At 36.7% G+C, this 13,609-nt stretch carries 11 protein-coding genes; 9 read left to right on the top strand and 2 right to left on the bottom strand.

Features of this window, described 5'->3' with window-relative positions; translation table 11 throughout:
• Positions 1-111: 111 nt before the first annotated feature.
• Genes pfkA through BM084_RS03110 form a run of 3 tightly spaced genes read left to right on the top strand, consistent with a single transcriptional unit; the run spans position 112 to position 2,374 of the window.
• The gene (gene pfkA, locus BM084_RS03120; protein WP_075326885.1) at positions 112-1,098 is read left to right on the top strand and encodes a 6-phosphofructokinase; all 987 of its coding nucleotides are present in this window, start codon (positions 112-114) and stop codon (positions 1,096-1,098) included.
• A 3-nt stretch (positions 1,099-1,101) separates the two neighbouring features.
• Positions 1,102-1,467: a methylglyoxal synthase gene (locus tag BM084_RS03115; RefSeq protein ID WP_075326884.1), complete on the top strand. Its 366-nt coding sequence runs from the start codon at positions 1,102-1,104 to the stop codon at positions 1,465-1,467.
• 16 nt (positions 1,468-1,483) lie between these two features.
• Positions 1,484-2,374 carry a hypothetical protein gene (locus BM084_RS03110; protein WP_075326883.1) on the top strand — a complete coding sequence of 297 codons (891 nt, stop codon included), beginning with the start codon at positions 1,484-1,486 and terminating at the stop codon, positions 2,372-2,374.
• Here BM084_RS03110 and BM084_RS03105 read toward each other — a convergent pair.
• Complete coding sequence (locus BM084_RS03105; protein WP_075326882.1) at positions 2,371-2,754, bottom strand: RidA family protein; 384 nt, start codon at positions 2,752-2,754, stop codon at positions 2,371-2,373. The genes BM084_RS03110 and BM084_RS03105 overlap by 4 nt on opposite strands.
• Positions 2,755-2,774: 20 nt before the next feature.
• Positions 2,775-5,504 carry a putative LPS assembly protein LptD gene (locus tag BM084_RS03100; RefSeq protein WP_075326881.1) on the bottom strand — a complete coding sequence of 910 codons (2,730 nt, stop codon included), beginning with the start codon at positions 5,502-5,504 and terminating at the stop codon, positions 2,775-2,777.
• 136 nt (positions 5,505-5,640) lie between these two features.
• Here BM084_RS03100 and BM084_RS03095 point away from each other — a divergent pair, with 136 nt between their 5' ends.
• From BM084_RS03095 to BM084_RS03070, 6 genes are all read left to right on the top strand, one after another.
• Entirely contained in the window at positions 5,641-6,747 is a 1,107-nt protein-coding gene (locus BM084_RS03095) for an N-acetylmuramoyl-L-alanine amidase family protein (RefSeq protein ID WP_075326880.1), read from the top strand.
• A 55-nt stretch (positions 6,748-6,802) separates the two neighbouring features.
• Positions 6,803-7,759 (top strand): MlaD family protein, encoded by a 957-nt coding sequence (locus BM084_RS03090; protein WP_075326879.1) that lies wholly within the window; start codon positions 6,803-6,805, stop codon positions 7,757-7,759.
• 6 nt (positions 7,760-7,765) lie between these two features.
• Positions 7,766-9,106 (top strand): 4Fe-4S dicluster domain-containing protein, encoded by a 1,341-nt coding sequence (locus tag BM084_RS03085; protein WP_075326878.1) that lies wholly within the window; start codon positions 7,766-7,768, stop codon positions 9,104-9,106.
• Positions 9,107-9,183: 77 nt separating this feature from the next.
• The gene (locus BM084_RS03080; protein WP_075326877.1) at positions 9,184-9,975 is read left to right on the top strand and encodes a (Fe-S)-binding protein; all 792 of its coding nucleotides are present in this window, start codon (positions 9,184-9,186) and stop codon (positions 9,973-9,975) included.
• 174 nt (positions 9,976-10,149) lie between these two features.
• Positions 10,150-10,635 (top strand): ABC transporter ATPase, encoded by a 486-nt coding sequence (locus BM084_RS03075; protein WP_075326876.1) that lies wholly within the window; start codon positions 10,150-10,152, stop codon positions 10,633-10,635.
• On the top strand, positions 10,635-13,562 hold the full coding sequence (locus tag BM084_RS03070; RefSeq protein ID WP_093302706.1) for a serine hydrolase domain-containing protein: 2,928 nt from the start codon (positions 10,635-10,637) through the stop codon (positions 13,560-13,562). The genes BM084_RS03075 and BM084_RS03070 overlap by 1 nt, the downstream gene beginning before the upstream one ends.
• Positions 13,563-13,609: the final 47 nt, after the last annotated feature.

Below are 13,609 nucleotides of genomic sequence, written 5' to 3'. Positions count from 1 at the left end.
TATTAAGCAAATCAATTAAGAATATTCAAATCTCGAATATTGGGTAAAACTTATTCTTTTTTCTTTTCAGGTAGCTTCTGAGTTTGTAATTTTAGGCAAGAATTTTAAAGTATGACAAAAAGAATTAAACGAATAGGAGTAATGACCTCCGGCGGAGATTCCCCCGGAATGAACGCTGCAATAAGAGCTGTGGCAAGGGCAAGTTCTTATTATCGTGTTGAATGTCTCGGGTTTATGAGAGGCTTCCAGGGAATGATAGAAAACGATTATATAGAGCTTAATGCACGTAGCGTTAGAAATATTATCAATTTAGGCGGAACTATCCTAAAATCGGCCCGGTCTAAAGAATTTCTTACTGAAGAAGGTAGGGTGAAAGCCGCGGCCAATCTTAAAAAAGCTAATATAGATGCAATGATTCTTATTGGTGGTGACGGGACCTTTAGAGGTGGAAAAGTTTTTAGTGAAGAACATAATATCCCTGTAATTGGCGTGCCGGGAACTATAGATAACGATATTTTTGGAACCCATTATACCATAGGTTACGATACGGCTTTAAATACAGTTATAGATGCTGTAGATAAAATTCGCGATACTGCCAGTTCCCATAATAGATTATTCTTTGTAGAAGTAATGGGTAGAGACGCGGGATTTATTGCGCTAAACAGTGGAATTGGAGCAGGAGCAGAAGAAATTTTAATTCCAGAAGAAGATCTTGGTTTAGATCGTTTGCTAAACTCCCTGGAGCGCAGCCGTAGATCTGGAAAAACATCAAGTATAGTTATTGTTTCTGAAGGTGACAAAATTGGTAAAAATGTATTTGAGCTGGCAGCTTACGTAAAAGACAATTTACCTTATTACGATGCAAAAGTTACCGTTTTAGGGCATATTCAACGAGGTGGAAGTCCAACTTGTTTTGATCGTGTTTTGGCCAGTAGATTATGCGTGAAAGCAGTAGAACTTGCCCTGGACGGTCAGCAGGATATTATGGTTGGAATGATGAATAATGAAATAAAATCTATAGAACTGGTAAATGCATTAAAATCAAAACCTACAATTAATAAGGAATTACTTCGCATTTCTGATATTTTATCTGTCTAATTTATGAAAACAGTTGCAATCATTGCCCACAACGGGAAAAAGGCTGAGATGGTTCAGTTTTTAAATAACCATAGAGAAGCCCTTCAGGCTAAAAATATTACCTTAATTGCTACGGGAACTACGGGCGCAAAAACAGAATCTGCCGGTTTTGAGGTTGAAAAACTACTATCAGGCCCCTTAGGTGGAGATGCGCAAATAGCCTCCCGTATTGCCGAAGGTAAAGTAGATATGGTAATCTTCTTTAGAGACCCGCTGGACAAGCACCCACATGAACCCGATATTTTTATGTTAATGCGTTTGTGCGATGTACACGATATTCCCCTGGCTACAAATCCCGCCAGTGCCCGTTTATTAATGCAGGCTTTCTAAAATCTAATTTATTTAATTGAAATTTTCACCCCGCTTTCTTCTATTTTTAATTATTGTTTTATTGATCTCAACCTCCCAGGCACGGTCACAGAGCAACCAAACTGAAGCGGCTATTTTTAATATAGGAATAGGGACGGTTTTTAGTGGAATTGGTGCTGTAATTAATAAAGAACCGCAGGAAAAGTTCGGAAAAGTACTGGTTAAAGGAATGGCACAGGGTGCACTCGGCGGCTACCTGGTTTATGAAAGTAAAGTTATTGCCGGAAGAATTTCTAACCAAAAAAACCTTACTTATGGCTGGCCGGCAAAGTTTATGAACTCTGCAGGAACTTCAATAATAGAGAATGCCGCTTCTAATAGAAATTTCTGGGAACAATGGAACCTGAATATTGGCTTTAACCGAATTGAATTTCACACTAAAGACCGTTTTCATCTTAAATACAGGATACAACCGGTTTCTTTTCTTCTTACTGCTTATACCGCGGTTCAGAATAAATTTGAAGCTGAATTAAGCCTAAGAGTTGGAGAATTTGTTTTCTCAGGCAATAATACTTTTGGCTATGAAGATAATAACGATTATTACCTTGGCAGAGCCATAAGCACGGCAATATTACTAAATCCTGAAGCCGGCGGATTCAATTATAATACCGTTGCCCACGAATTAATTCACGTGTTCCAGTATCACGATTTTAATGTACTAAACGCTTATGCAAATAAACCATTGAAAGAATTCAAAAAAGGCTCTGGCTTCTTCCGGAAAATGGATAAAATCTTTCATTACGATTTTAATATTTTCGTTTTTGCCGGTTTATATAAAATGGAGCATTTTGGAAAAGACCAAAAATCGTTTGAAGGCTATTATTCCAATTATTTTGAGCGTGAAGCTTATCTTTTTAGCAATTATTAATCTTTTACCGCAATTGCGCTAATCTCTACATTTACAAATTTAGGGAGGTTTGCAACTTCTACCGTTTCTCTTGCAGGAGCAGTTTCTGCATTAAAATAAGATCCATAAACCTCGTTGATTTTAGCGAAATTATTCATATCGCTTATAAAAATTGAAGTTTTTATTACATTTTCAAAATTCATCCCGGCTTCAGCTAAAATTGCCTTTAAGTTTTGCATTACCCTGGTAGTTTCTTTTTTAAGTTCGCCTGTTTCCAGTTCGTTAGTTTCTGGATTAAGCGCTATTTGACCAGAAATATAAAGCATATTTCCGGTTAAAACTGCCTGGTTATAAGGCCCAATTGGAGCCGGAGCTTTGTCGGTTTTAATTATTTTTTTCATCATTTTTAAACTTTTAAATTTTATAAACTTCGGTCTGGTTCGTTTCGTTTATCGTATTTAATATCACTTAAGATAGACGATTTTATCCCGATAAAGAAATACCAGGATCTACGCTCACTAAAAGGCACCCAGTTAAAACTTAATCGCCAGGTATTTAAATCACGCTGAAATCTTAATTGGGTATAAGTAAAGCCTAACTCTTTTAAATCGTAACCCGAGGAAGCTCCAACTACCCATTTTGGCGAAAGTTCCACATCTCCCGAAAACATTATAGAGTGGGAGGTAATTTCATTTTGACGAGCCGTATTATTGTACGTCATGGTATAAGAGAGCCGTAAATCCCATGGGATTTTATAATTATACCAGTTATCGGTTCTTTCTTCACGATCTTCATCTGCAAATGGGTCTTCTTCTTCATCGTAGAACTTTCCTTCTAAATCAGATCCTTTTCCAAAAAGGTCATCACGTCTTCCGCCACCGCGATAAGTATCGTTATCTATTTCATCTTCACTTTCGTCTTCGCCCTCGTCTTCAAAATCTTTACTGGAGAAAGCATAGCCAAAGCTTACATTGGCGTTGGTAAACCTAAATAAACTACCACCGTTATTTATATTTAGTTTATCGGTTCTTCGGTTATTATTATCTAAAGCATAAATATCCATATTACCGGCAACATTAATATCCAATTTATCGCGAACTATGGGAATACTACCTCTAAGAGCAATGGGAGACAGCTTTGGTTGGCCATCTTCCCCGGCAAGGTTATATGCCGTACTCATACTAAAATTATTAAGTAGTGTGATCTTCTCGGGTTCGGTAGCGGTACTGTCTTTAGAACGCACTTTGGCTTCCAGGGTATTGCTTAAACTAAGCCCCAGCGAACTTGAAAACCTGTTTCCCGGTGCTCCATATAATGTCCCATTAAACCGGGAATAATCTACCATATTGGTTTCAATAGGGTTTGCAGGATCAATACGCTCATATGTATCGTAATACTGGTCAAAAGCGGGGTTTACATTATAACTAATCGAGGGTCGCATCACATGCCTAATAGCCTGGATTTTTTTGTCCTTTCCAAAATTCTTTAATCCATATAAGGTGGTACCAATACTGGCTCCAAAATTATAGGTTCTGTAAGAATCAAACCCGTTTATAGTATCAATTACCACCTCGTTATTAAACTCATCGTAAGATTGTTCGAAGGTTTTGAAAACCCAACTTTCTTCGTAATTAGCATTAGCACTAACACTTAGATAATTGAAAAGCTTAAAGTTTGTGGTAACCGGAATAGAATGCTGTGCGCCATAATTGGCATCCTGGAACATTTCGGGTTTAAAAAACAAAGAATCTGTTGTTCTAATTTGATTCTCGGCCCTTACGTTATACTGAAAATTTATATTTTCTATCAATCCTTTTTTTGCGCCGGTTTTTGGAGCAAAAGGATAAATACGCGTCATACTCGCCTGTAAAGTTGGCAAACTCATATTTATAGTTTGCGTCCTTGTATTTTGTTGATGCCTTGCTGCAAGGCTTAAATTAATCTGAGGTTCACCGGGAAAGGTTTTACTATACGAAACCGAAGAACTTAAAGTGTTTGTTAAGAAGTTTCCTGTATTCATTTGATTTACAGAATTCTGATAATAAGTACTACTCCCTAAGTTTACCGAGGCACTAAACCTGGAATTAGGATTTGCCTTGGCATCCTGGTTATGGGACCATTGAATATTATAGACAGATTGCTCAGCAAAATCTGGGAATCCTCGTTCACTTTGAAATAGGTTTTCGTACCGTATTCTTACGTTACCGCGGTAATTATAACGCTTGGCATAATTACTTTCCAGGCGTACAGCATAACTTCCATTGGTATAATAATCGCCTAAAGTTAGTAAATCTACATAATCGCTAATCGCAAAATAATAACCTCCGTTTTGCAGAAAATAACCACGACGGCTATCCCCAAAACTGGGGATAATGAATCCTGAAGTTTCTTCTTCGGTTAAAGGAAAATATCCAAAGGGAAGCCCCAACGGTGTAGGTACATCTGCCAGGTACATATTAACAAAACCTGCCACGATCTTTTTATCTGGAACAAATTTTATTTTTCTCGCATAGAAATAATAATCGGGATTATCTAAATCGTCATCTGTGGTAAAGCGCACATTTTGCATAAAATACACCGAATCGTTTTCACGTTTGGTAACTTCACCTCTTACATTAAAATTGGCTTGTTGTGTCCTGGAATTATAAACCAGTGCTCTTTCAGTATCAAAATTAAACCGAATAGAATCTGGCTCTACGGTTTGATTTCCCTGTACAAAAACCGGTTTTTGAGAATATGCACCGGTAGAATCGGGAATTCCGTAGGCATAGACTTCATTTTTTTCATTGTCCATTATTATAAGCCCGGCATTTATCTGCATATCTCCATAAATAATTTGTGCTTCATTATAGAGATACATGCGATTCTCTTTCTGGCTAATACGCATATAATCTTTAGCCTGGTACTTTACCGCATCAGTAATTAATTGGTTGCCCCGTTGCGGAGTTTGCAACGAATCTCCCACAATACTATCGGTTAGCCTTATGGTTTCGGTAAGTGGTAAGGAATCGCCCACAGTAACCAGCGAATCTCGTTCCCGGGCTTCAATATCTATTTCCTGATTATTCCCTATTTCCTGTGCGTTTAGACAAACGATAGGAAGCAGTATAAAAATACAGCGAAAAAGTATATTAGGTATGTTTGTTTGCAATGCTCTAAGTGCTATTTTTGTAAAGAATGGCTTGCTTTTTGCAAAATCAAAATTACATATATTTTTTCAGCTTAGATTTGAGATTTCCTGAAAAAAGTAATTAAAATAATTAGCCTAAACTTAGCGTTACCTTTTTATGAGAACGAACCTACTTAAACTTTTCGTATTTTTCTTCATTTTTATTGCAAGCTTGCAAAGCTTATTTGCAAATAATGATAAACCGAGAGATAGATTTGTGGTGGTTTTAGATGCCGGGCACGGTGGGAAAGATCCCGGAAATATGGGAAATGGTTTTAAAGAGAAAGATATTGCGCTTAATATTATTCTAAAAATTGGAAAGGCATTAGAAAAACAGGAAGGAATAGAAGTGATCTATACCCGCGATTCTGATATATTTATTCCTTTAGATAAACGAGCACAAATTGCCAATGAGGCCGATGCTGATCTTTTTGTTTCGGTACATTGTAATTCTCATAATTCCCAGGCTTACGGTACCGAAACCTTTGTATTGGGACTTCATAAAACCGAAGAAAATTTTGAAGTAGCCAAGAAAGAAAACTCGGTAATATTTTTAGAGGAAGATTACGAAGTAACTTATGGTGGTTTTAATCCCAATTCCCCTGAATCTTATATAGGAATGGCGCTAATGCAAGAGGAATATTTAAATCAAAGTATTCTTTTAGCCGATTTTGTTCAGAAAAATTTCACCCACGAATTAAAAAGAAAAAATCGTGGAGTTAAACAAGCCGGTTTCGTGGTATTAAAAATGGCGGTAATGCCAAGTGTGCTTATTGAAACTGGATTTTTAACCAATAACCACGAAGGCCCATATTTAAACAGTGCGGGCGGCCAAAACAAAATGGCTGCGGCTATTGTAGAAGCAATAAATAAATATGCTAACACCATAAACCTGTCTAACCTTGAGAGTATTGGGAGTACTTCCTCTTCAAACATCCCACCTCAAAGCCAAATTTATGAGGGAATTACCTTTAAAATTCAACTTGCGGCCGGTTCTAAACGTTTAGAAACCAAAGCCTACAATTTTAAAGGATTGCAAAATGTAGAGCGAGCAAAGGAAGAGGGAATGTATAAATACTATTATGGAGCTACTTCAGATTATATAAAAATAAATAAGCTTCATAACGAGGCAAAACAAAATGGATATCCTTCAAGTTATATTGTTGCATTTAAGGAAGGCAGCAAGATTACAGTTAATGAGGCGTTAAAATCTAAGGTGAATTAACGGTTCTTTTCTATTTTTATTTCTAAATTTGTCCATATTCCTAAAAAAATAGCTTTTGAAATTTACACGTGAAGTAAAAACTGCATTCCTAGCAATAATTGCTATCCTCTTATTAATATTTGGTTATAGTTTCTTAAAGGGTAAAAACCTGTTGGATTCCAGCAGAACTTTTCATGCAGTTTATAACGATGTAGAAGGGCTATCACCTTCCTCGGCAGTAACCATAAACGGTCTTAAAGTAGGGCAGGTAACCCAAATTAATTTTCTTGATGCCCAGGGAACCCTGGTAGTTAGCTTTACTGTAGAAAATGATTTCGAATTCTCAAAAAATAGTACTGCGCAAATTTATGGTGGGAATATAATTGGCGGAAAATCTCTTGCTATTCTTCCAGATTACGAAATTAATCAAATGGCAAAATCTGGAGATACCTTAAACAGTGATATTGAAGAAGGTATTATGGAGTTGGTAAACGATAGGTTGACCCCGCTTCAGGATAAAGTTGAAAATACCATAGTTAGCGCAGATTCTTTAGTTACAGCAATTAATAAAATTCTAAACGATAGTACCAGGTATAATATTCAAAACACTTTTAAAGATCTTAATGCAACTGTTGCTTCGTTTAAAGTAACCGCTAATGCACTAGAAGGAATTGTAGGTAGAAATTCAGGAAAAATAGATAATACTTTTACTAATCTTGATGAAATGACTACCAATTTCAATTCATTTTCAGATACTTTAACCAAAATGGATATTGGTAAAATCACTGCTGATCTTGAAAAAGTGGTAGCCGATTTTGAAAGTGTTTCAGACAAACTAAATAATAAAGAAGGTACTGCAGGGAAGTTAATTAATGATGATGCCGTTTATAATAATCTGGATAATGCTACCAAACAGTTGGAACAATTACTACAAGACGTAAAACTGAATCCTAAAAGATACGTACATTTCTCTGTCTTCGGTAAAAACCCGAAACCATATCAGGAACCCAAAGAAAAGGATTCTATTAAATAACCAACTATGCAAATTATTTCCCAGGTCTTATTTCTAATTGCCTTAGTGGTAGGTATAGGTTTTTTTATTCGAAACATCCGTAGGTTATTAAGAAATATAAAATTAGGAAAAGAAGTAGATCGTAGCGATAATAAAGGAGAGCGTTTCGCTAAAATGGCCAGGATTGCGCTTGGGCAAAGCAAAATGGTGAAAAAACCAGTTTCAGGCTTTCTTCACGTAATTGTTTATGTAGGCTTTATTATAATAAATATTGAAGTTCTTGAAATTATAATAGATGGTTTATTCGGAACTCACCGGGTACTCTCTTTTATGGGCGGCTTCTACAATGTTCTTATCGCTTCTTTTGAAGTTCTAGCGCTATTAGTTTTAATTGGAGTTATTGTATTTTGGATTAGAAGAAATATCTTAAACATTTATCGGTTTTTAAGTCGTGAATTAAAAGGCTGGCCTAAAAATGACGCCAATTACATTCTTTATTTTGAAATGGTGCTTATGGTGCTTTTCCTAGTAATGAATGCTACAGATTATCAACTTCAGCTTAATGGAGCTCCTCATTATGCAAGTGAAGCAGGCATAACCGGAAGTTTTCCTATTAGCCAATTCTTACTTCCTATTTTTGAAGGAATGAGCAATGCAACGCTCATCATAATAGAAAGAGCAGCCTGGTGGTTACATATTTTAGGAATTCTTTTCTTCTTAAATTACCTGTATTACTCCAAGCACTTACACATTCTCCTGGCTTTCCCAAATGTTTATTTATCTAAACTTCAGCCACAGGGAGAAATGAACAATCTGCAAGCGGTTACCGATGAAGTTAAATTAATGATGGATCCGGATGCCGATCCTTTTGCTGCCCCGGCAGAGGAAGAGGAAGGTGCAGAACCCGATAAGTTTGGAGCATCAGATGTTTTTGACCTTAACCAGGTGCAATTATTAAACTCATACACCTGTACCGAATGCGGAAGATGTACGGCAGAATGTCCCGCAAATCAAACCGGTAAAAAACTTTCTCCCAGGAAGATTATGATGGATACCAGAGACAGGCTGGAAGAAGTAGGGGAGATTATTAATACAAAAGGGAAATACGAAGATAACGGCAAGCAATTACTGGACGACTTTATTTTACGCGAAGAACTTTGGGCCTGTACCACCTGTAATGCTTGTGTAGAAGCCTGCCCGGTTGGGATAGACCCGCTTTCCATAATTTTAGATATGCGTCGTTATTTAGTGATGGAAGAAAGTGCTGCTCCAAATGAGCTGGCTATTGCAATGACCAATATTGAAAACAATGGCGCACCCTGGCCTTACAACCAGCAAGATAGATTAAACTGGGCTAAAGAAAATTAATTTTCTTAATAGCTCAAAAATATATTGAATACCAGACTTATTAGAAGTCTTCGGAATAAAATTAAAAGAAATTAGATATGGCAGAAGCGTTAAAAGTACCAACAATGGCCGAGTATATGGCAGAAGGCAAAAAACCCGAAGTTTTATTTTGGGTTGGTTGCGCCGGTAGTTTTGATGATAGGGCAAAGAAAATCACCAAGGCCTTTGTAAAATTATTGCACGAAGCCGGAGTTGATTTTGCTGTTTTAGGAACCGAAGAAAGCTGTACGGGAGATCCTGCGAAACGCGCCGGGAACGAGTTTCTTTTTCAAATGCAGGCTGCTACAAATATTGAAGTTCTTAATGGCTATGAAATAGAAAAAGTGGTTACTGCCTGTCCGCACTGTTTTAATACCATAAAAAACGAATATCCTGCCCTTGGTGGAAATTACGAAGTAATGCACCATACACAATTTTTAAAATCCCTTCTTACTGAAGGAAAGTTAAAGGTTGAAGGAGGAAAATTTAAAGGAAAACGAATTACTTTTCACGATCCCTGTTATTTAGGCCGTGCTAACGGAGAATACGAAGCGCCTCGAGACTTACTAAGAAAACTTGAAGTAGAACTCGTAGAAATGCGCAAATGCAAGTCTAACGGACTTTGTTGCGGTGCAGGTGGCGGCCAAATGTTTAAAGAACCGGAGCCAGGAAATAAAGACGTGAATATTGAACGTACCGAACAAGCTATGGAGGTTAAACCTGAAGTTATTGCCGCGGGTTGTCCCTTTTGCAATACGATGATGACCGATGGTGTAAAAGGAAAAAATAAAGAAGATAGTGTAGAAGTAATGGATGTGGCAGAACTTATTGCCAATGCCCACGATCTCTAAAATATTTTAAGTATTCAATCAAAAAATTCAATTTAAAAAAGCTTGAGATTTTTTCTCGGGCTTTTTGATTTTTTAAGTATAATTTTTGATGAAATCCAAACGTTAAAAGGTAAAAGTAACCTTGAGACAATGTTTAAATCAATTAGTTTTGTAAAAATATAATTTCAGTAATTTATGTTAGTACCATTCGAAAATCTACCCGATTCTTCAAGGGTTTGGATATACCAGGCAAACCGTTCTTTTACTACTGAAGAGTTAGAAGAAATAAAATCAAGATTGGACCAGTTTGTAACTCAATGGACGGCCCATGGAGCCGATTTACAGGCCGGTTATCTAATTAAATATAAAAGATTTATCGTTCTGGCTTTAGACCAGGAAATGAATGCAGCCACCGGTTGTTCTATTGATGCTTCAGTACATTTTATCCAGCAATTGGAAAAAGAATTTAATGTAGATCTATTAGATAAGATGAATGTCTCTTATAAACAGGGAGAGTTTATAGCCTATAAAACCCTTTCAGATTTTAGAAAAATGGCGAAAGAAAAAGCTGTTTCTTCTAAAACCATTGTATTTAATAATCTTGTAAATAATAAAGCTGAATTTCTTTCAGATTGGGAAGTTCCTGCTTCTGAAAGTTGGCATAAGCGTTTTGTTAGTTAATGAAATTCACTTTCACTCCGAAAATCTTTGTATTAACCTGTTTTCTTCTTGTTTGCTCTAATCTTTCTGCACAAAACAATCCTTTGCTGGCAGAAGATACCATTGCACAAAAAGAATGGGTAGATAGCACCTATAATGCAATGAGCCTTAAAGAAAAAATAGGGCAGTTGCTAATGATTAGTGTTTCTTCAGAAAGTGGTAAGGCTTATATTGAAAAGGCGAAAAAACAAATTTCAGAAGAATATATTGGAGGGGTTATTTTCTCTAAAGGCGGCCCACAAAGGCAGATAAAATTAACCAACGAATTCCAGGAACTTTCAAGAACTCCATTACTTATTGGTATGGATGCCGAGTGGGGCCTGGCCATGCGCCTTGATTCTACCTTTGCGCTACCCTGGAATATGACGCTGGGTGCTATTCAGGATAATAATTTAATTGAAGAGGCCGGGGCGGCAATTTCCAGGCATTCCAAAAGACTTGGCGTACATATTAATTTTGCTCCAGTAGTAGATATTAATACCAATTCCAATAATCCCATTATTGGAAATAGAAGTTTTGGCGAGAATAAAATTAATGTAGCCGAAAAATCGCTTGCGTTTATGCGTGGTATGCACCGGGTAGGTACATTATCCAGTGCAAAACATTTTCCGGGTCACGGTGATACAGATACCGATTCGCATAAAACCTTACCCACCATTCCTTTTTCTAAAGAAAGGTTGGATAGTTTAGAACTATATCCATATTACCCCTTAATTGCCCACGGACTTTCCAGCGTAATGGTTGCTCATTTAAATGTTCCTGCCCTTCAGGAAAATCCTAATACGCCATCTTCGCTTTCAAAAGCGCTAATCACAGACCTTTTAAAAGAAAGAATGAATTTTGAAGGGCTTATTTTTACCGATGCCCTTAATATGAAAGGTCTCACCAACAATGCAGAGCCCGGTGATGCCGAGTTAAGAGCATTTTTAGCAGGCAATGATGTATTATTAATGCCGGAAAAAGTTGAAGTTGCTTCTGAAGTTTTAATCAATGCTTATAAGAATAATATTATAAGTCCCGGTAGATTGGCACATTCAGTAAAAAAAATATTGAAGGCGAAATATAAAGTAGGCCTGCATCAGCAACAAAGCATCCAGGAAAATTTTATTTTTGAAGAACTTAATTCTGTTCGCGATAAAGTTCTCCTGGAAGAACTCTTTGAAAATGCAATTACCTTAATTAAAAATAACAGAGCCGTACTCCCGGTTAAAGATATTGCCGACACCAGGATTGCTTATGTGAATTTTGGAGATGATGACGGGAGTACCTTTTTAAATGAATTAAAACGATATGCCCATATAGATTGGATTTCAGCAACGCATTTAAACGATTTACAAAAGAAATTAAAAGAATACGATCTCGTAATTTTAGGTTACCATAAATCTAATAACAGTCCCTGGGCGTCCTATAAATTTTCTTCGGGAGAATTACACTGGATCAATCAAATTGCCATAGAAAATAAAACCGTTCTAAGTCTTTTTTCGAGTCCGTATGCGTTAAGGGAACTTCGGGGAATCAGTGAATTGGAAGGTATTTTAGTTAATTACCAAAACCATCCCGTAGCCCAAAAAAAAGCTGCACAATTAATTTTTGGTGCTGTTGAAGCCAGGGGAAAACTCCCGATAAGCATACGAAATAATTTTCCCGAAGGTACCGGCTATCAAACCAGAAATATAGATAGGTTGGCATACGGGTTACCGGAAAGTGTAGGTCTAAATTCCTATAAATTAAACAGAATTGATAGTATTATTACTGAAGCTATTGACAAAGAAATGACACCCGGCGCTCAAATTTTAATAGCGAGAAAAGGGAAAATAGTTTACAACAAGAATTTTGGCTATCATACCTACGATAAACAAATTCCCGTTTCAGATACATCGGTTTACGATTTGGCATCATTAACCAAAATTCTGGCAACTTTACCGCTTATTATGGAGCAGGAAGAAGAAGGGATTGTAAGTTTTGATTCAAAGTTGGGAGAAATGATGCCGGTTTTTCAAAATTCGAATAAAGCGAATATTAGGTTACAGGATATGCTTATGCATTATGCCCGGTTAAAATCCTGGATTCCTTTTCATATTAATACTATAGACAGGAAAACAAGGTTACCTTCTAAAGATTATTTTCAAAAAACTCCTTCAGCTGAATTTAATACTAAAGTTGCCAATGAAATGTATCTTAGAAATGACATGAAAGATACAATTATCAGTATTATTAGGGATAGCGACTTAGAACGAAGATTAGATTATAAATACAGTGATCTACCTTTCTACATTTTAAAATATTACCTGGAAGGCTATTATGGCCAAACTTTGCATAATCTTACCCAGGAGAAAATTTATAAACCTTTGGGAGCAACCCATACAGGTTATATACCAGCTTCAAGATTCCCCTTAGCACAAGTTGTTCCTACCGAAATTGATAAACTTTGGCGTAGGCAACTTATTCACGGGGTGGTGCATGATCAGGGTGCCGCTTTGCAGGGAGGTATTGGAGGGCACGCCGGGCTTTTTAGCACCGCTAACGATGTTGCTAAAATAATGCATGTTTACCTTAATAATGGGGTTTACGGTGGTAAAAGGTATTTAAAAGAAGAAACCATTTCTAAATTTAATACCTGTTATTATTGCGAAAAAAATGTAAGACGTGGCGTTGGTTTCGACAAACCCCAACTAGGAAGTTCAGGACCAACCTGTAATTGCTTATCTATGGAAAGTTTTGGTCATAGCGGTTTTACGGGCACCTTTGCCTGGGCAGACCCCGAAGAAGAAATTGTTTATGTATTTTTGTCTAATAGAACTTTCCCCGATTCTACCAATAGGAAGTTAATTAGGGAAGATGTAAGATCTAGAATACAGGAAGTTATCTACGAATCTATAGATTTTTAGATAATTGGGGGAATGGCCCGCAGAACTTAATTTGAAAACAAAAAATC

Source organism: Salegentibacter agarivorans (assembly GCF_900113135.1).
GTDB lineage: Bacteria > Bacteroidota > Bacteroidia > Flavobacteriales > Flavobacteriaceae > Salegentibacter > Salegentibacter agarivorans.
This window is presented reverse-complemented; position numbering and strand designations above follow the sequence as displayed.